Raw genomic sequence first — 18,337 nt, forward strand, 5'->3', positions numbered from 1 at the left:
GCCCGACCAGCGCCCCGGCCGGACCACCCGGTGCCATCACGCCGACGCCCCCGGCCGCTGGCCGGGGGCGTCGGTGGGTGAAGTCACTCGCTGGGCGGGAAGGGCGAGTTGCGGCTCTTCGGCAGCCGGAGCACCTCGAACTGGTCGGTATTGTCCACCAGCGCGCCGGACGGCGCCGCCGGGACCGGTCGGTGCGCCGGCTTCTCCTCGGACGTCGCGGCGCCGACGCCGACCGGAATCCGCTCGCCGGCAAGCGGTTCCGCACCGCCCGACATCGCGCCACCGGTGCCCCCGCCGGTGCCGTCGGAGCCGGCGCCGGACCGGCCCGCCCGCCAGGCCCGCACCGACTCCTTGGTGTCCTCCACCATGGCGTACAGCGTGGGCACCAGGATCAGGGTGAGCAGGGTGGAACTGATCAGCCCACCGATCACCACGATCGCCAGCGGCCGGGAGATGAAGCCGCCCTCGCCGGTGAGCCCGAAGGCCATCGGCGTCAGCGCGAAGATGGTCGCGATCGCGGTCATCAGGATCGGGCGCAACCGGTGCCGGCCGCCCTCGACCACCGCCTCCCGGACACTCATCCCCTGCGCGCGGTACTGGTTGACCAGGTCGAGCAGCACGATCGCGTTGGTCACCACGATGCCGACCAGCATGAGTACGCCGATCAGCGCCGGCACGCTCAGCGTGGTACCGGTGAACAGCAGCAGGGCGACCGCGCCGGTGGCCGCGAACGGGATGGAGACCAGCAGGATCAGTGCCTGCACCACGCTGCGGAAGGTGGCCATCATGATCAGGAACACGATCGCGATCGCGGCCAGCACGGCCAGGCCCAGATCGGCGAAGGTCTCCCGCTGTTCGGCGCTGACCCCGCCCAGGGTCAGCGTGGCCCCCGGTACGTCGATCGCGTCGAGCCGACTCTGCAACTCGGTGCTGATCGCGCCGAGGTCGGAGCCGGTCACCGTACCGGTCACCGTGGCACTGCGTTCACCGTCGATCCGCCGCACCTGCTGCGGTCCCTCGGTCTCGGTGACCTCGGCGATGTCGCCGAGCTTCACCGGGCCGACGGGCAGCGCCTGCAACGCGTCCACCGTCGTCGGCGGCTGTGCCGACAGCCGCAGCACCACGTCGCGGTTGTCGCCGTCGAGGCTCAGCTGGCCCACCGGCGTACCGCGGAACGCCTGTGCGACCAGCTGGCCGACCGCCGCCTCGGTGAGCCCGGCCCGGCTGGCGGCGACCCGGTCGACGGTCACGTCGATCCGCGGCACCCGCTGCGCCAGGGTGGTGGAGACGTCCTCGACCCCCTGGATCCCGGCCAGGGCCGCCCGCGCCTGCTCCGTAGCGCGGGTCAGCGCCTCCGGGTCGGCGGCGCGGACCACCACCGCCAGCTCGTTGGCGGACGCGCCGCCCTGGCCGGCCGGGAAGGTGATCTCACCGGCCGTCGACCCGAGCGCCGCGAACCGCTCCCGCAGTACGCCGCGCATGGCCTTGGCGTCGGTGTCGCCGTCGAGCCGCAGCGCGTAGCTGGCCACGTTGTTGCCGGCGCCGCCGGCCCACGGGGTGTTCCCGCCCCCGGCGGTCACCTGGTACGACTGGACCCCCGGGGTGTCCGCCAGCACCGCCTCGACCCGTCGGGCGGCGGCGTCGGTACCGGCCAGCCCGGTGCCCACCGGCAGCTCCTGCCGGATGTTGAGGGTGTCCTGGCCGGAGTCGTCGAGGAAGTTGGTCTCCAGCTGACGGGCCAGGCCGAAGGTGCCGGCCAGCACGAGCAGGCCCATGGCCAGGGTGGCCCAGCGGAACGCCCGCCGGCCGGTGGCGAACCGGATCACCGGCAGGTACGCCCGCTGCAACGGGCTGCGCAACTCCCGCTGCTCGGCGGCCTGCCGGATGGCGGCACCGTCGGCGCCGGTGACCGGCTTGAGGAACCAGTACGCGAGCACCGGCACCACCGTCAGCGACACCAGCAACGAGGCCAGCAGCGCCACGGTGACCGTGATCGCGAACGGCGCGAACAGTTGCCCGACGAAGCCGCCGACCAGCGCGATCGGCGCGAACACGGCGACCGTGGTGAGGGTGGAGGCGGTGACCGCGCCGGCCACCTCGCGGACGGCGGTGAGGATCGCCTCCCACTTCGGTTCGCCGTAGGTCAGGTGCCGCTTGATGTTCTCCAGCACCACGATCGAGTCGTCCACCACCCGGCCGACCGCGACGGTCAACGCACCGAGGGTGAGCAGGTTGAGCGAGTAGTCGCCGATCCAGAGGGCGAGCAGCGCCACCACCACCGAGAGCGGGATGGAGACGGCGGTGACCACGGTGGACCGGATCGACAGCAGGAACACCAGGATGACCACCACGGCCATGATCAGGCCGAGCAGGCCCTCGGTGCTCAACGTCTTGATCGACTTCTCCACGAACGGGGCCTGGTCGAGCACCACGGTCAGCTCGGCTCCGGTGGCGGCCCGCAGGTCGTCGAGCCGGTCGGCGACCGCGTGCGAGATCTCCACCGCGTTGCCGTCCGGGTCGGCGGTCACCGCGATGCCCAGGCTCTCCCGACCGTTGGTACGGGTGATCGCCGTGGCCGGCGCGAGTTGCTCCGCCACCGTGGCGACGTCCCGGAGCCGGACCGGACCGGCCTTCTTGACCGGCGGCGCGACGATCACGTCGCGCAGCTCGTCCAGCGTGGTCAGCGGGGTACCCACCTGCACCGGCAGGCTGCGCTCGCCGTCCAGGACGGCACCGGCCGGCACCGCCACACCGTTGGCCTTCAGCGCGGTGCCGATCGCGGTCGGCTGCACCTTGGCCTTGGCCAGCTTGGCCGGATCCGGCGTGATCACCACGAGTTCGTCGCGGACGCCGGTCAGCTCGACGCTGCGGACGCCCTCGATCGCCGCCAGCTCCGGCACCACGACGTCACGCAGTTTCGCGGCGAGGTCACGCTCGTCGGCGCCGCCGGAGGCGGCCAGCACCACGGCCGGCAGGTCGTCGGTGCCACCCGCGAGCACCTGCGGCTGCACGCCGTCGGGCAGGTCGGTGCGGTTCAACGCGGTCTGCATCTTGCTGACCACGTCGTCCAGGTCGGTACCGAACTCGTACTGCACCTGGATGGTGGTGAGACCCTCACGGGAGGTGGAGGTGACGGTATCCAGCGCGGGGATGCCCCGCAGGCTGTTCTCGATCGGCTCGGTCACCTGGGCCTCGACCACCTCCGGCGCGGCGCCGGGATACGAGGCCACGATGAACGCGGCGGGAAACTCCAGCGACGGCAGGAGTTGCTGCTTCAGCGACGGCACGGCGTACACACCGAACGCCGTGGTCACCACCGCGATGAGGGCGACCAGCCCTCGGTTGGCGAGGCTGAATCTGGCGAGCAGCGACATCGGCGTGGCTCACTCCTGAGGAAGACGTTCCGGGGGCACGAGCAGTGTGCCCGACCCGGTCCGCTCGCCGACTCGCGGGGCCACACCGGTCCACCCCCACCCGCCCACCCTCGTTGATCATGAAGTTGCCCTGGCGGCAAGCGCTTGCCGTCGCCGCAAACCTCATGATCAACGAAGCTCCGGACGGGACGCGCCGGACGGGGGTGGGGGTGGGGGTGGGGGTCAGGCGAGGTCTAGGGAGCGGGCGGCGGCGAGCGGGTCGTTGGCGATGGTGACCGGAGCGGGAGCCGTGGTGATGGCCCACTCCGGGTCCTTCAGGCCGTGCCCGGTGACCGTGCAGACCACGGTGGAGCCGGCCGGCACCCGGCCGGCGGCGGCCTGCTGGAGCAGCCCGGCCACGCTGGCCGCGCTGCCCAACTCGACGAAGACGCCGACCTCCCGGGCCAGCAGCCGGTACGCGGTCAGGATCTCCCGGTCGGTGACCGCCTCGATCAGCCCACCGGAGGCGTCCCGGGCGTCGAGAGCCTTCGTCCAGCTCGCCGGGTTGCCGATCCGGATGGCGGTGGCGATGGTGGACGGCTCCGGCACCACCTGACCGGTCACGATCGGCGCGGCGCCGGCGGCCTGGAAGCCGTACATCTTCGGGGTGCGGGTGCTGTTACCGGCCTCGGCGTCCTCGGTGTAACCCATCCAGTACGCCGAGATGTTGCCGGCGTTGCCCACCGGCAGACAGTGGATGTCCGGTGCGTCACCGAGCGCCTCGACGATCTCGAACGCCGCCGTCTTCTGGCCGTGCAGCCGGTCGATGTTGACCGAGTTGACCAGCGCCACCGGGTAGTCCTGGGCGAGCTTGGCGGCCAGCGCCAGGCAGTCGTCGAAGTTGCCGTTGACCTGGAGCAGCTTCGCGCCGTGCACCAGCGCCTGCGCCAGCTTGCCCAGCGCGATCTTGCCCTGCGGCACCAGCACCGCACAGGTGACCCCGGCCCGGGCCGCGTACGCGGCGGCCGAGGCGGAGGTGTTGCCGGTGGAGGCGCAGATGATCGCCTTGTTGCCGGCCTCGACCGCCTTGGAGACGGCCATCGTCATGCCCCGGTCCTTGAACGACCCGGTCGGGTTCGCGCCCTCCACCTTCAGGTAGACGTCGCAGCCGAGCCGGGCGGAGAGCACCGGCGCGGGCAGCAGCGGCGTGTTGCCCTCGTGCAGCGTGACCACCGGCGTGGCGTCGGTGACCGGCAGCCGGTCCCGGTAGGCGTCGATCAGGCCCCGCCACATGGTGTTCTCCTCGACTCCGCGGCCCATCACAGGCCGCCCTCGACCCGCAGCACGCTGGCCACGGACCGGACGATGTCCAGCCCGCGCAGTTCCCGGACGGTGGCCGCGAGCGCGGCGTCCGGCGCCACGTGCGTCACGATCACCAGGACCGCCTCGCCCGCCGCGCCCGCGGTGCCGGCCGCCGGCCCCTGGCGGACCGTGGCGATGGAGACGTCGTGCCGGGCGAACACCCCGGCCACCGCCTCCAGCACGCCGGGACGGTCGGCCACGTCGAGGCTGATGTGGTAGCGGGTCAGCGCCTCCCCCATCGGCCGGACCGGCAGGTCCGCGTAGGCGGACTCGCTGGCGGCCCGGACCCCGGCGAGCCGGTTGCGGGACACCGCCACCACGTCGCCGAGCACCGCGCTGGCGGTCGGCGCACCACCGGCACCCCGCCCGTAGAACATCAGCTGCCCGGCCGCGTCGGCCTCGACGAAGACCGCGTTGAAGGCGTCACCGACGCTGGCCAGCGGGTGGGTCAGCGGGATCATCGCCGGGTGCACCCGGACGCTGACCGCCTCCCGGCCCTGCCCGTCGGTGCCCCGGGCCGCGATGCAGAGCAGCTTGATCGTGCAGCCCATCGCCTTCGCGCTGGCCACGTCGGCGGCGGTGACCTCGGTGATGCCCTCCCGGTGTACGTCGGCCGCGCCGACCCGGGTGTGGAAGGCCAGCGAGGCGAGGATGGCGGCCTTGGCCGCCGCGTCGAAGCCCTCCACGTCGGCGGTCGGGTCCGCCTCGGCGTACCCCAGCTCGGTCGCCTCCTCCAGCGCCTCGGCGAAGCCGGCGCCGGTGGCGTGCATGGCGGAGAGGATGAAGTTGGTGGTGCCGTTGACGATGCCGGTGACCCGGGTGATGCGGTCCCCGTGCAGCGACTCGCGCAGCGGGCGCAGCAGCGGGATCGCCCCGGCCACCGATGCCTCGTAGTAGAGGTCACCACCGCCCTCGGCCGCCGCGTCGTGCAGCGCACCGCCGTCCTCGGCGAGCAGCGCCTTGTTGGCGGTGACCACGCTCTTGCCCGCCCGCAGCGCCTCGACCAGCCAGCTCCGCGCCGGCTCGATCCCGCCGACCACCTCCACCACCACGTCGACGTCGTCGCGCTTGATCAGCCCGAGTGCGTCGGTGGTGAACAGGGTCGGGTCGACCGGCAGGTCGCCGCGGTCACGCCCCAGCCGGCGCACGGCGATGCCGGCGATCTCCAGCGGGGCACCGATCCGGGCGGCGAGGTCCGCCGACTGCTCGTGCAGCAGCCGGACCACCTCGGCACCGACGGTGCCGCAGCCGAGCAGGGCCAGACGCACAGGTTGTTTCATCCCACATCCAAGGCGAGCAGGTCGTCTTCGGTCTCCCGTCGAACGATCAGCCGGGCCCGGCCGTTCCGCACCGCGACCACCGGCGGGCGGGGTACGTGGTTGTAGTTGCTGGCCATGCTGCGGCAGTAGGCACCCGTGCCGGGCACTGCGACAAGATCTCCGGGCTGCACGTCGGCGGGCAGAAATTCATCCTTCACCACGATGTCCCCGGACTCACAATGCTTTCCCACCACGCGGGCGAGCATCGGCTCGGCGGCGCTCGCCCGAGAGGCCAGCGTCGCCGAGTACGAGGCGTCGTAGAGCGCGGTACGGATGTTGTCACTCATCCCGCCGTCGACGCTGACGTACGTCCGGATGCCGTCCACGTCCTTGACGGTGCCCACCTGGTAGAGGGTGAACACGGCCGGCCCGACGATCGCCCGGCCGGGCTCGACGGACAGGTGCGGCACGACCAGCCGCTCCGCCGCGCACTCCGAATCCACGATCTTGCGGAGCCGCTTGGCCAGGTCCTGCGGGGCCGCCGGATCGTCCTGGGTGGTGTACGCGATGCCGAAACCACCGCCGAGGTCCAGCTCGGGCAGCTCCACCCCACGGGCGTCGCGGATCTGCGCCTGCAACGCCAACACCCGGCGGGCGGAGACCTCGAACCCGCTGGTGTCGAAGATCTGCGAGCCGATGTGCGAGTGCAGGCCGCGCAACTCCAGCACGTCCTCGTCGAGGATGCGCAGCGCGGCGGCGATGGCCGCGCCACCGGCCAGCGAGAAGCCGAACTTCTGGTCCTCGTGGGCGGTGGCGATGAACTCGTGGGTGTGCGCCTCCACGCCCACGGTGACCCGGACCAGCACCCGGGGCCGCACCCCGCGCTCGCGGGCCAACGCGGTGAGCCGGTCGATCTCCGCGAACGAGTCGACGATGATCCGGCCGACGCCGACGTCCAGCGCCCGCCGCAACTCCGCCTCGGACTTGTTGTTGCCGTGGAAGCCGATCCGCGCCGGATCCATCCCGCCGGCCAGCGCCACGGCCAGCTCACCGCCGCTGCACACGTCGAGGAAGAGCCCCTCCTCGGCGATCATCCGGACCACCGCGCGGCAGAGGAATGCCTTGCCGGCGTAGTAGACGTCCTCGTCGGGGAAGGCCGCCCGGAAGTCCCGGCAGCGTGACCGCAGGTCGTCCTCGTCGAGTACGTAGACCGGGGTACCGAACTCGGCGACCAGGTCGCGTACCCCCACACCGGCGACGACCAGGGCGCCGTCGGCACCGCGGCTGGTGTTGCGCGGCCACAGCTGCGGCACCAGGGCGTTGACGTCCGCCGGGGTACGCAGCCAGGCCGGCCCCCGGTTGCCGATGTCGCCGTGCAGCGCACCGGCCTCATGAGCACGCATCAGCCCGCTCCTCCACTCGCCTCGCTCGCCTGCGCGGTCATCGTGCTCACATCCGTTCCGGGGCCGAGACGCCGAGCAGCCGCAGGCCGTTGGCGATGACCACCCGGGTGGCATCGTTGAGCCAGAGCCGGGCCCGGTGCAGGTCGGTGACCTCCTCGTCACCCCGGGGCAGGATCCGGCAGTTGTCGTAGAACCGGTGGTACGCCCCGGCCAGATCCTCCAGGTAGCGGGCCACCCGGTGCGGCTCACGCAGCTCGGCGGCGGTCGCCACCACGGCGGGGAACTCGGCGAGCGCCTTGAGTAGCTCGTTCTCCTTGTCGTGGCCGAGCAGCTCGGGCCGGAACGACTCGGCGTCACCGCGGGTCAGGCCCACCTCGGCCGCGTTGCGCCCGACGCTGGCCGTCCGGGCCGCCACGTACTGCACGTAGTAGACCGGGTTGTCCCGGGTGGCCCGGGTCCACAGCTCGATGTCGATGTCGATCGGCGAGTCGCTGGAGTAGCGGGCCAACACGTACCGGGCGGCGTCCACCCCGATCGACTCGACCAGGTCCTCCAGCGTGATCACCGTGCCGGCCCGCTTGCTCATCCGGACCGGCGCACCGTCGCGGACCAGGTTGACCAGCTGGCCGATGAGGATCTCCAGGTTCTGCGCCGGGTCGTCACCGAAGCAGGCCGCCATCGCCTTCATCCGGCCGACGTAGCCGTGGTGGTCCGCGCCCAGCATGATCACGACCCGGTCGAAGCCGCGCTCCCGCTTGTCCAGGTAGTAGGCGCAGTCCGCGGCGAAGTACGTCCACTCGCCGTTGGACTTGCGCAGCACCCGGTCCTTGTCGTCACCGAAGTCGGTGGTCCGCAGCCAGGTGGCGCCGTCGGCCTCGAAGAGGTGCCCCTGCTCGCGCAGCCGGGTCAGCGCGTGCTCCAGCTCACCCCGGTCGTGCAGGTCCTTCTCGTTGAAGTAGGTGTCGAACTCCACCCCGAAGTCGCGCAGCGAGGACTTGATCTCGGTGAACATCAGCGCGACGCCCTCGACCCGGAAGACCTCCTCGGCGGCGGCCTCGTCGAGCCCCAGCACCTCGGGGCGGCGGGCGGTCACCTCGGCGGCGATCTCGGCGATGTACGCCCCGCCGTAGCCGTCCTCCGGAGCGGGCTCACCCTTGGCGGCGGCGAGCAGCGAACGGGCGAACCGGTCGATCTGCGAACCGGCGTCGTTGAAGTAGTACTCGGTACCGACGTCGGCACCGGTGGCGCGCAGCAGCCGGCCCAGCGCGTCGCCGACCGCCGCCCAGCGGACGCCACCGATGTGCACCGGGCCGGTCGGGTTGGCCGAGACGAACTCCAGGTTGATCTTCAGGCCGGCGAGCCGGTCGCTGCGACCGTACTCCGGGCCAGCCTCGACGATCGTCCGGGCCAGCTGGCCGGCGGCGGCCGCGTCGAGCCGGATGTTCAGGAAGCCCGGGCCGGCGATCTCCACCGACTTGATCCCGGGGGCGCTGGCGAGCTGGGCGGCCAGCGCGGTGGCCAGCTCGCGCGGCGGTACGCCCACCTTCTTGCTCAGCTGCAGGGCCAGCGTCGAGGCGTAGTCGCCGTGCTCGGCACTGCGCGGTCGCTCGACCGTCGTGCGCTCCGGCAGCGCGGCGCGGTCCAGCCCTCGGTCGGTGAAGACGGCGTGAGCGGCGGCAAGGACGGCTTCGGCGAGTTCTGCGGGAGTCACCGAACCATGTTATCGGGGGTAGACTCGGTCCCCGCGGCGGCGACCCGGCATCGGGGGCCGGGCCGCCGGATCCCCTGACCGACCGACCTGACGAGGACCGATGAGCATCAGCACCCCGGGCGGCCCGCAGCGCCGTCCGACCGTGGTCAGCACCGGCAAGAAGCCGGCGGCGGGTCGGCCGGCCGCCGACGCCAAGGCCGCTACGGACAAGCCGGCGACTCCCAAACGTGCTGGCGGAGGCGGCAAGGGGCCACGCAAGCCGATCGCACCGGTCAAGGTCAGCCAGGGCCGCTCGTGGGGGCCGATCGCGCTCTTCGTCGCCGTCGGCGTGCTCGCCACCTCGATCATCGGGTTCGGCGCCTGGGCGACCGTTCAGGGTGGCCAGTCATGGCAGGACAAGGCCTCGAAGATCGACGGCATCGTCAACTTCCGGGAGACCGACCCGGAGAGCGTCAGCAACCAGGAGCACCGCTCCGGCAAGATCGAGTACGCGCAGAGCCCGCCGGTCGGCGGCCCGCACAACAACACCTGGCAGCGCTGCCTCGGTGACGTCTACGACGCGCCGATCGCCAGCGAGCACGCCCTGCACAGCCTGGAACACGGCGCGGTCTGGCTCACCTACCGCCCCGACCTGCCCGAGGCCGACGTGGCGAAGCTGTCCGAGGTCATCCGCGGCAACGACTTCATGTTCATGAGCCCGTACGAGGGCCTCGACGCCGCCGTCTCGATCCAGGCCTGGGGCTACCAGCTCAAGGTCGACGACGCGGGCGACCCGCGGATCAAGGAGTTCGCCACCGTCCTGGCGCAGAACGCCTCGATGGAGCCGGGCGTGCCCTGCTCGTCGGGCAACTACACCACCGGCACCGGCACCGAGCCGCGCGAGATGCAGCCCTCGATGGGCGGCTGACGATGCCCAGCGCGGTGCAGGAGACGACGGTCGACGAGCAGACGACGCAGCCGGCCGAGCCCCGGCCGACGTCCCGGACCCTGCGTTACCTGACGCTGGCCGTGACGGCGCTGCTGCTGCTCGGCGTCGGCTGGACGGCCGCGACGCTGGCCACCGGACGCACCCCGGGTGAGGAGTCGGCCGAGGCCGGCTTCGCTCGGGACATGTCCCGGCACCACGCCCAGGCCGTGGAGATGGCCATGGTCGCGTACGCCAAGGGGCAGGATCCGGCGATCCGGCAGCTCGGGTACGACATCGCCCTGACCCAACAGGCCCAGATCGGTCACATGCAGCGCTGGCTACAGGAGTGGGAGTTGCTGCCGACCGGTTCCCGGCCGGCGATGTCCTGGATGCCCGACGGGGTCGGGGTGGACGAGAACGGGCTGATGCCCGGCATGGCCACCCGCGAGGAGATCACCCGCCTGCACGAGGCGCAGGGCGTCGAGGTCGACCGCCTCTTCATCGAGTTGATGATCAAGCACCACATCGGCGGCGTGCACATGGCCGACGGGGTACTCAAGGCCTCCGACCGTCCCGAGGTGGTCCGGCTGGCCCAGGCGATGAAGCAGGCCCAGCAGAAGGAGATCAACGAGCTGCGCAAGCTGCAGCAGGGCGCCGGCTGAGGCCGCGTCCACCACTCGACCGGCGCCGTCCCGCTCACCCCAGAGCGGGACGGCGCCGTCGTTGTCCGGGCCGCCGACGACGCCACGCTCGCCCAGAGCTGACGGCGCCATCGTGTCCGGTCCGCCGACGACGCCTCGCTCACCCCAGAGCGGGACGGCGCCATCGTGTCCGGGCCGCCGACGACGCCCCGCGGGCGCCTGCGGCAGGCCGACCGGGATCGACGCGACCGACACCGGTCCCCGAGCAAGCCCCGCCACCGCCAGCCGCACCCACCCGCACCCGGACCCCGGACGTGGAAGATCGTGCTCGATCAGGGATCGAGTGGCCAACCGGGCGCAGCGAGACCACTCGATCCCTGATCGAGCACGATCATGGGGTGCTGGAGCCATGAACTCGGCCAGTCATGCGTGTTTTGTCCGCAATCCGGACAGGGAACGGCGTGCCATAGATCAGGTCGAGGTTCACGTCCTCCCGGTCGGGCTCCTGGTCGGCGTTCCCGCGCCGAGGGGAACGGCGCGCCGTGGATCAGGTCGAGGTTCACGTGGTCGAACGGCCCGCCGGGATCGTCCGCAGGCTCGTCGTGCAACCTGCCCAGCTCTCGGGTGAGCCGCAACGGGTGGAGGCAGCAGCCCAACGCCCACCCGGTACGCCGACCGGGATCGGCCACTCCATCACCCCTTGCACGTATAAGACCGATTTTCCCTCTAGGGGTTACTTAGAGAGAAGTGCACTCGTTGTCCTGGACGTGGGGGTTGCACTCAGAGACGCACGGCGTTCCGTCACCAGCTGGTGCCGGCGCCACACCATCGGCGGTGACGGGACGGTGGCAGCCGTCCGTCGCGGACAGCGGCAGGGCGAGCCGGGAGCGCTCAGCCGCGAACAGGAGCTGGAACTGATCGACACCCTCCGGGGCGTCCACCCTGACGCGTTCGGCCTGGACGAGGAGCTGTGGACCCGGCAGAGTCTGCAGGGCCTGATCCAGCAACACTTCGGGTTGACCCTGGAGACCGGCACGGTCGGGGCGTACCTGCGAGCCTGGGGGTTGGGCCCGCGCGAGCCCCGGGAGCGGGCCTGCGGGCTCTGCGTGGGCGCGGTCGAGCGGTGGGTACGCAGCGAATACCCGGCGATCACCCGGGCCGCCCAGGAGCACCTCGCCGAGGTCTACTGGCTCGGCCGGGTCCGCCTGCGCGGCACCATGCCGGCCGCCGACGTGGTCTCCGCCGTCTCCTCGCGCGGCCGGGTCCGGTTCATGATCACCACGCCGTCGGTCGACCCGGCGCTGCCCCGGGACTTCGTCCTGCGGCTCAGCGGCGCCGAGCAGCGCACCGTCCACCTCATCGTCGACGGCTCCTGGGCCCGCAACGAGTGGCCGCGCCGGCTGCCCCGGCGGATCGTGCCGCACCCGCTGCCGAGTTGCGGACGCGCGCAGGCCGCCTGACTCGCCGATACCGATTCGGCGATCGGCTACGGGGTTTGCTAGTCTTCTCCCGTCGCTGAGCCCCCGTAGCTCAGGGGATAGAGCACCGCCCTCCGGAGGCGGGGGCGCAGGTTCGAATCCTGCCGGGGGCACCAGAGCAGACCACCACGATGAGGCCGCCGACCCGGTAACCCCGGTCAGCGGCCTTGATCGTCTCCGGGCCTCGGTAGCCCGCAGCGGGTACCGGGCTCACCGACCACCAGCTCAGGTGCCGGCCGGGGAGAAACTTCCGCGCTGGGCCGCGATCGTGATGTTCGCCCTGCCCTCGGTCGGCAGCATCAGCGGTGACTCCTTGCGTCCACCCTCGATCAGCGGCGAGACCACGACGACGCGTACCTCGCCCGCGGCGTCGTTGCGCGGCAGCAGCACCTTTCCGGTGGCGTCCGACCTACCCGACGCGTGGACCTGCCCACCGAGGTCCACCAACGACACTTCCGCCTCCGGGATCCCGAGGAAGAAGCAGCCGGCGTCGCCCTCCACACAGACGTTCACCCAGAGTTGTACGTCGACGTCGGCGGGCTCACCGCCGCCGCAGCCGGCCGCACCCGTCACGGCCAACATCAGCCCGAGGATCGGCCCGAGCTTGACAAGCTTCGTCCCCATGCTCTCCCCCGTCGCGCCGCTACGGCTCATCCGCGAAGGTACCCGTCCAGGACGGGACCTTGGTCCCGGTGACCTGAGGTGTTCCGGCCCGCGCGCCCGGACCCTGCCAAGGGTGACAGTGGTGGGGAAGAAAGCGAAGACCGGAGGCGACGATGACCATCCAGCACAACACCCACCGCTCGATCGAGCGGCCCCTCGAACACGCCGAACTGCCCGGCTCGATGTTGACCACCACCGCCGCCCGGGCACTGGCCGTGCTGCGGGTCGCCACCGGGCTCGTCTTCCTGTGGGCCTTCCTCGACAAGACCTTCGGCCTCGGGTACGCCACCCCCGCCGAGCGGGCCTGGATCAACGGCGGCTCCCCGACCAAGGGGTTCCTGGCCAACGTCGAGGTCGGACCGCTCCAGTCGATCGCGCACACGATCGCCGGCACCTGGTGGGCGAACGTCCTGTTCATGGTCGGCCTGGCCGCGATCGGTCTCGCCCTCGTCGCCGGGGTCGGGCTGCGCCTCGCCGCCGCCTCGGGCACGCTGATGATGGCGCTGATGTGGCTGGCCGAGTTCCCGTTGGCCCGGTTCACCGCCGCCGGCGACCCGACCGGCTCGACCAACCCGCTGGTCGACTACCACCTGATCTACGCCGTGGTGCTGGTGGTCCTGGCCGCCGCGTACGCCGGACACACCTGGGGGCTGGGGCGGCTCTGGGCCCGGCTGCCCTTCGTGCAGCGACACCGCTGGATGATCTGACCCCGCGCGATCAACGTGCGCCGGACCGCCACGGTCCGGCGCACCGTCGTGTGCGTGCCGCGCCGTCGGCCGCCACGGTCGACGCCCGTCGACGAGACGCCGGTCGCGTCGTCACGCGTACTCACCCGGTGGCGGCGCGGCGGGCGCGGGCCCGGCGGCGGCCCTCGTGCATGGCCTGCACCCGGGGCACCGGGATGGCCCGCCCCTCCTCGACGAGGTCGGCGGGGAGAGCCTGCGGCGGCGGCATCAGCCGCACCCACGGATCCCGCTCGGCCAGCAGGCCCGGCGCGGTGCGGATGGTGAAGTCGGCCGGGGCCACCGACGCCAGGTCGGGCCAGGGCACCGGGAAGGAGACCGGTACGTCCGGACGCAGCCGTGGACTGTAGACGGAGACGACTGTCGCGCCCCCGCTGCGGGTCGGGTCGATGAAGACCCGGCCGCCCCGGTCATCCCGGATGAAGGCGGTGGTCGCCAGGGCCGGGTCCAGGCGTTCCGCCCGGGCGGCGAGGGCGCGGGTGGCGGCGGCCAACTGCTCGGCGTCCGGACCGGGGGCGACCGGGACGAAGACGTGCACCCCCTTGGCGCCGCTGGTCTTCACCGCACTGGTCAGGCCGACGTCGGCCAGCGCCTGCCGAACCAGCAGCGCCGCGGCCACCCCGGCGACGAAGCCGTCGCCCTCCGGCGGGTCGAGATCCAGCACCAGGTGGGTGGGGCGGCTCAGGTCGTCCACCGTGGCCAGGGTGGGGTGATACTCCACCGCGCGCTGGTTGGCGAACCAGAGCAGGGTACGCCGGTCGTCGCAGAGCCCGTACGCGATCTCCCGCCGGGATGCCTCGGCCCAGACCGTCTCCCGACGTATCCAGTCCGGGGTGTAGCGGGGCAGGTTCTTCTGCATGAACGGCGGCTGACCGGGACGCACCCGGACCACCGACAGCGGTCGACCGCGCAGCTGCGGTACCAGCCGGTCGGCCACCGCGTCGAGGTAGTCGACCAGGTCGCGCTTTGTCGCACCGGACCCGTCGAACAGCGGCTGGTCCAGGTTGGTCAGCGCCACCCCGTCCCTGGTCTCCTCGGCCCCGCCCATCCGACCACCATCCCCGCCCGGGGCCCGGCGGTCAACCGGAACACGGGGTGCGGCGCTCAGGCGAGTTGGCGGCCCGCGGCCACGGTGGCGAGCAGCCGGGCGGTGTGGGCCTGGGTCGCCGCGTACAGGCCGGGGCCGTAGCTGACCCGGGCCACGCCGAGCGCCGCCAACTCGGGCGGCGTGGGGGCGGCCGGGTGGGCCAGTACGTTCACCGGGGCGTCCACCGCCGCGACGAAGGTACGCAGCTCGGCGGGGTCGGCGAGCATGATCGGGTAGACGCAGTCCGCGCCGGCGGCCAGGTAGGCCCGGGCACGTTCGATCGCCGCGTCGAGCCGCCCGGCCGGGTCGCCGCCGGCCCGTAGGAAGACGTCCACCCGGGCGTTGACGACGATCGGCACGCCGGCCGCGTCGGCCGCCGCCCGGACCCCGGCCAGCAGCTCGACCTGCGCCTGCGGGGACACCAGGGTGCCGACGCCCGGCGCGGAGTCCTCCAGGTTCAGCCCGACCGCTCCGGCGTCGAGCAGCCGCCGCACCAGCTCGGCCGGGGGCAGCCGGTAGCCCCGTTCCAGGTCGGCGGTGACCGGTACGTCCACCGCTCGGCTGATCCGGGCCACGGCGGCGAACATCTCCTCCACCGGGGTGTCCTCGCCGTCGGCGTACCCGAGGGACTCGGCGACCGCGGCGCTGCCGGTGGCGACCGCGGCGAAGCCGGCCGCGACCACCGCGCGGGCCGAGCCGGCGTCCCAGGCGTTCGGCAGCACCAGCGGGTCGCCGGGTCGGTGCAGGGTACGCAGCGCGATCGCGTGGTCCGCCGGAGTGCTGGTCATGGAGCCGATTCTCGGTGGCGCTCGGGGTGGTCCGGAGAGCCAATCCGCAGCCGGTGGTTGTGGCGAACGCCACTGATCTGACCGAACGGTCAGCCTCTGACCGATCGGTCAGGCATGCTGTAGGCCATGGCCCGCACCACCCCGCAGAAGCATGACGAGATCCTGGCCGCCGCGGCCCGACGCTTCGGCGTCACCGGCTACCGGGGCACCTCGTTGCAGGACATCGCCAGCGAGGTGGGCTGCTCCAAGGCCGCGGTGCTCTACCACTTCGCCAACAAGGAGGCCATCCTCACCGAGCTGATGGCCCCGGCGATCGAGGTGCTGCGCGCGCTCGACCGGCGGATCGCCGCCGAGTCGGACCCGGAGTCGGCCCAGCGGGTCGCCGCCGAGGGCTTCGTGGCTCTCGCGATCCGCTTCCGTGGCGAGATCGCCCTGCTCCGCGGGGAGTTCCCGGCGCTGCTGCAACAGCCCGACTTCGCGCACGTCCAACAGATCTCCGAACGGCTGCTCGACGCCCTCGCCGCCCGGTCCGCCCGGGCCGCGGCCCGGATCACCGCGTTCGTGATGCTCGCCGGCATCGCCGAGACCTGCGGCGAGTTCGCCGACGTGTCCGACGACGAGCTGCGCGACGCCCTGCTGACACTGCTCCGGCGGGCGCTCGAACCCGTCCACTGACCCGTCCCACATCCACGACCGAGGGAAAGGACCTCATGGCGACCCTGCTATACCGGCTTGGCCGGGGCTCGATGCGCCGACGGCGACTCGTCGCCGCCATCTGGCTCGTCGTACTCGTCGGGCTCGGCCTGGCCGCGGCGACCCTGCGCGGCCCGACGGCCAGCAACTTCACCATGCCCGGCACCGAGTCCCAGCGCGCGCTCGACCTGCTCGCCGAGCAGTTCCCGGCGGCGGCCGGTGCGACCGGCACCATCGCGGTCAAGGCGCCCGGACCGGGCCAACTCGGCACGCCCGAGGGTCAGGCGGTGGTCCAGACGATCACCGAGGAGGCGACGACCGTACCGGGTGTGGTCGCCGCGGTGAACCCGTTCCAGGTCGGCGCCGTCTCCCCCGACGGCCAGTACGCGCTGGTGCAGGTGCAGTTCAGCGACGGCGCGGACGCGGTGACCGAGGAACAGCGGGACGCCTACGAGGAGGTCGGCGCCCAGGCGCGGACGCAGGGCTGGCAGGTCGCCCCCGGCGGCGAGGTGCTCAACACCGAGCCCGAGGTCGGCTCCACCGAGGCGATCGGTGTCGCGGTGGCGTTGGTGGTCCTGATCGTCACCTTCGGCTCCCTGGTAGCCGCCGGCATGACCATGCTCAACGCGCTGATCGGCGTCGGCGTCGGCATGGCCGGCCTCTTCGCGCTCAGCGGCGCGGTGGAGCTGACCAGCACCGCGCCGATCCTGGCGCTGATGCTCGGCCTGGCCGTCGGCATCGACTACTCGCTCTTCATCACCTCCCGTTACCGGCAGAACCTGCTGGACGGGGTGCCCGCCGACGAGGCCGTCGGCCGGGCGGTCGGCACCGCCGGCTCGGCGGTGGTCTTCGCCGGAGCGACCGTGGTCATCGCGCTGGCCAGCCTGGCCGTGGTGAACATCCCGTTCCTCACCGTCATGGGTCTGGCCGCCGCCGGCACGGTGACCGTCGCGGTGCTGGTGGCGATCACCCTCCAACCCGCCCTGCTCGGCTTCGCCGGTAGCCGGGTGCTGCCGCGCCGGCTGCGCTCGACGGTCCGGTCGGCCGACAACGGCGACAGCCGGGCCGCCGACGGCACCTCGACCGAGCACACGGGGGCGGAGGCGGCCACCATCGCCGGTGAGGACCGCTCGACCTTCGGGTTCCGCTGGGCCCGGCTGGTCACCCGCTTCCGGATCCCGGTGATCCTGGTCGGCGTACTCGGTCTCGGGTTGCTGGCACTGCCCGCGCCGGACATGCGGCTCGCGCTGCCGGACGCCGGTACGGCCCCGGTCGGCTCCCCCGCCCGGGTCTCCAACGACCTGATCACCGAGGGCTTCGGGCCCGGCTTCACCGGCCGCCTCGCGGTGGTCGTGGCCGGCGACGACGCCGAGGCCACCGCCGCGGCGATCCCGCAGGTGACCGGCCTCATCCAGGGAACGGAGAACGTGCTGGCGGTGGCGCCGCCGCAGCTGAGCCCGGACGGCCGGACCGCGCTGCTCGGGGTGATCCCGCAGACCGGCCCGACCGACCCGGCCACCGAGACGATGGTGCACGACATCCGTACCGCCGTCGCCGACGTACCCGGCGCCGACGTGCTGCTGACCGGCGTGACGGCGATCGGGATCGACATCTCGGAGAAACTCTCCGACGCGATGCCGGTCTACCTGGCGCTGGTGGTCGGGCTGTCGATCCTGCTGCTGATGTTGGTGTTCCGGTCGCTGCTGGTGCCGGTCAAGGCGGCGCTGGGCTTCCTGCTCACCGTCGCGGCCACGTTCGGCCTCACGGTGGCGGTGTTCCAGCAGGGGCACCTCGCCGACCTGGTCGGCCTGGACACGCCCGCCCCGCTGATCAGCTTCCTGCCGATCCTGCTGATCGGCATCCTGTTCGGCCTGGCCATGGACTACGAGGTGTTCCTGGTCTCCCGGATGCGGGAGGACTTCGTCCACGGCGACACCGCCCAGCAGGCCACCGTCAACGGGATGGGGCACGGCGCCCGGGTGGTCACCGCCGCCGCGCTGATCATGACCTCGGTCTTCGGCGGCTTCGTCTTCCTCGACGACCCGGTGATCAAGTCGATGGGCTTCGCGCTGGCCGTCGGCGTGGCGATCGACGCCTTCGTGGTCCGGATGACCATCGTCCCGGCGGTGATGTCCCTGCTCGGCAAGGCCGCCTGGTGGCTGCCGGGCTGGCTGGACCGGCTGCTGCCGAACGTCGACATCGAGGGCGAGAAGCTGCGCGCCCGACTCAACGAGAAGGTGCCGGTCTAA

The 18,337-nt window shown here is 72.3% G+C and carries 14 protein-coding genes and 1 tRNA gene; 7 read left to right on the forward strand and 8 right to left on the reverse strand.

Going from position 1 to position 18,337, the window contains the following annotated elements; translation table 11 throughout:
• Positions 1-83: 83 nt before the first annotated feature.
• The 5 genes from D2L64_RS24715 to argS all read right to left on the reverse strand — a co-directional run bounded on the left by D2L64_RS24715 (position 84) and on the right by argS (position 9,088).
• Positions 84-3,374 carry an efflux RND transporter permease subunit gene (locus D2L64_RS24715; protein WP_119579595.1) on the reverse strand — a complete coding sequence of 1,097 codons (3,291 nt, stop codon included), beginning with the start codon at positions 3,372-3,374 and terminating at the stop codon, positions 84-86.
• A 222-nt stretch (positions 3,375-3,596) separates the two neighbouring features.
• Positions 3,597-4,646 (reverse strand): threonine synthase, encoded by a 1,050-nt coding sequence (gene thrC / locus D2L64_RS24720; protein ID WP_119579613.1) that lies wholly within the window; start codon positions 4,644-4,646, stop codon positions 3,597-3,599.
• A 26-nt stretch (positions 4,647-4,672) separates the two neighbouring features.
• Complete coding sequence (locus D2L64_RS24725) at positions 4,673-5,983, reverse strand: homoserine dehydrogenase (RefSeq protein ID WP_199714753.1); 1,311 nt, start codon at positions 5,981-5,983, stop codon at positions 4,673-4,675.
• A gap of 8 nt (positions 5,984-5,991) precedes the next feature.
• A complete protein-coding gene (gene lysA / locus D2L64_RS24730) occupies positions 5,992-7,377 on the reverse strand; it encodes a diaminopimelate decarboxylase (RefSeq protein WP_119579597.1) in 1,386 nt (461 codons plus the stop codon).
• 46 nt (positions 7,378-7,423) lie between these two features.
• Positions 7,424-9,088, reverse strand: a complete 1,665-nt coding sequence (gene argS / locus D2L64_RS24735; RefSeq protein ID WP_119579598.1) for an arginine--tRNA ligase — start codon at positions 9,086-9,088, stop codon at positions 7,424-7,426.
• A 100-nt stretch (positions 9,089-9,188) separates the two neighbouring features.
• Between argS and D2L64_RS24745 the strand changes: the two genes are divergently transcribed.
• The 4 genes from D2L64_RS24745 (at position 9,189) to D2L64_RS24760 (ending at position 12,230) form a co-directional block, all read left to right on the forward strand.
• Positions 9,189-9,995 carry a DUF3105 domain-containing protein gene (locus D2L64_RS24745; RefSeq protein ID WP_119579599.1) on the forward strand — a complete coding sequence of 269 codons (807 nt, stop codon included), beginning with the start codon at positions 9,189-9,191 and terminating at the stop codon, positions 9,993-9,995.
• Between the two features lie 2 nt (positions 9,996-9,997).
• Positions 9,998-10,657, forward strand: a complete 660-nt coding sequence (locus D2L64_RS24750) for a DUF305 domain-containing protein (RefSeq protein WP_119579600.1) — start codon at positions 9,998-10,000, stop codon at positions 10,655-10,657.
• A gap of 746 nt (positions 10,658-11,403) precedes the next feature.
• The gene (locus D2L64_RS24755) at positions 11,404-12,096 is read left to right on the forward strand and encodes a winged helix-turn-helix domain-containing protein (RefSeq protein WP_119579601.1); all 693 of its coding nucleotides are present in this window, start codon (positions 11,404-11,406) and stop codon (positions 12,094-12,096) included.
• A 59-nt stretch (positions 12,097-12,155) separates the two neighbouring features.
• A tRNA-Arg gene (locus D2L64_RS24760) sits at positions 12,156-12,230 on the forward strand.
• Between the two features lie 109 nt (positions 12,231-12,339).
• Here the strand turns inward: D2L64_RS24760 and D2L64_RS24765 are convergent.
• Positions 12,340-12,738: a hypothetical protein gene (locus D2L64_RS24765; RefSeq protein ID WP_119579602.1), complete on the reverse strand. Its 399-nt coding sequence runs from the start codon at positions 12,736-12,738 to the stop codon at positions 12,340-12,342.
• A gap of 152 nt (positions 12,739-12,890) precedes the next feature.
• Between D2L64_RS24765 and D2L64_RS24770 the strand changes: the two genes are divergently transcribed.
• Positions 12,891-13,484 carry a DoxX family membrane protein gene (locus tag D2L64_RS24770; RefSeq protein WP_119579603.1) on the forward strand — a complete coding sequence of 198 codons (594 nt, stop codon included), beginning with the start codon at positions 12,891-12,893 and terminating at the stop codon, positions 13,482-13,484.
• Positions 13,485-13,605: 121 nt separating this feature from the next.
• On the opposite strand, the gene D2L64_RS24775 is transcribed toward D2L64_RS24770, so the two are convergent.
• Together D2L64_RS24775 and D2L64_RS24780 are read right to left on the reverse strand one after the other, a co-directional pair.
• Positions 13,606-14,568 (reverse strand): DNA polymerase domain-containing protein, encoded by a 963-nt coding sequence (locus D2L64_RS24775; protein ID WP_119579604.1) that lies wholly within the window; start codon positions 14,566-14,568, stop codon positions 13,606-13,608.
• A gap of 56 nt (positions 14,569-14,624) precedes the next feature.
• Complete coding sequence (locus D2L64_RS24780; protein WP_119579605.1) at positions 14,625-15,395, reverse strand: isocitrate lyase/PEP mutase family protein; 771 nt, start codon at positions 15,393-15,395, stop codon at positions 14,625-14,627.
• A gap of 126 nt (positions 15,396-15,521) precedes the next feature.
• On the opposite strand from D2L64_RS24780, the gene D2L64_RS24785 reads away from it, so the two are divergent.
• Together D2L64_RS24785 and D2L64_RS24790 are read left to right on the forward strand one after the other, a co-directional pair.
• Positions 15,522-16,070, forward strand: a complete 549-nt coding sequence (locus D2L64_RS24785; RefSeq protein ID WP_119579606.1) for a TetR/AcrR family transcriptional regulator — start codon at positions 15,522-15,524, stop codon at positions 16,068-16,070.
• Positions 16,071-16,105: 35 nt separating this feature from the next.
• Complete coding sequence (locus D2L64_RS24790; RefSeq protein WP_119579607.1) at positions 16,106-18,337, forward strand: MMPL family transporter; 2,232 nt, start codon at positions 16,106-16,108, stop codon at positions 18,335-18,337.

It is taken from the genome of Micromonospora radicis (assembly GCF_003583405.1).
GTDB lineage: Bacteria > Actinomycetota > Actinomycetes > Mycobacteriales > Micromonosporaceae > Micromonospora > Micromonospora radicis.

Coding starts and splice junctions, on each gene's coding strand:
- D2L64_RS24745 (WP_119579599.1), top strand. CDS start 9,189: ATGAGCATCAGCACCCCGGGCGGCCCGCAGCGCCGTCCGACCGTGGTC.
- D2L64_RS24775 (WP_119579604.1), bottom strand. CDS start 14,568: ATGGGCGGGGCCGAGGAGACCAGGGACGGGGTGGCGCTGACCAACCTG.
- D2L64_RS24785 (WP_119579606.1), top strand. CDS start 15,522: ATGGCCCGCACCACCCCGCAGAAGCATGACGAGATCCTGGCCGCCGCG.
- lysA (WP_119579597.1), bottom strand. CDS start 7,377: ATGCGTGCTCATGAGGCCGGTGCGCTGCACGGCGACATCGGCAACCGG.
- D2L64_RS24770 (WP_119579603.1), top strand. CDS start 12,891: ATGACCATCCAGCACAACACCCACCGCTCGATCGAGCGGCCCCTCGAA.
- D2L64_RS24790 (WP_119579607.1), top strand. CDS start 16,106: ATGGCGACCCTGCTATACCGGCTTGGCCGGGGCTCGATGCGCCGACGG.
- D2L64_RS24780 (WP_119579605.1), bottom strand. CDS start 15,395: ATGACCAGCACTCCGGCGGACCACGCGATCGCGCTGCGTACCCTGCAC.
- D2L64_RS24715 (WP_119579595.1), bottom strand. CDS start 3,374: ATGTCGCTGCTCGCCAGATTCAGCCTCGCCAACCGAGGGCTGGTCGCC.
- D2L64_RS24750 (WP_119579600.1), top strand. CDS start 9,998: ATGCCCAGCGCGGTGCAGGAGACGACGGTCGACGAGCAGACGACGCAG.
- D2L64_RS24765 (WP_119579602.1), bottom strand. CDS start 12,738: ATGGGGACGAAGCTTGTCAAGCTCGGGCCGATCCTCGGGCTGATGTTG.
- thrC (WP_119579613.1), bottom strand. CDS start 4,646: ATGTGGCGGGGCCTGATCGACGCCTACCGGGACCGGCTGCCGGTCACC.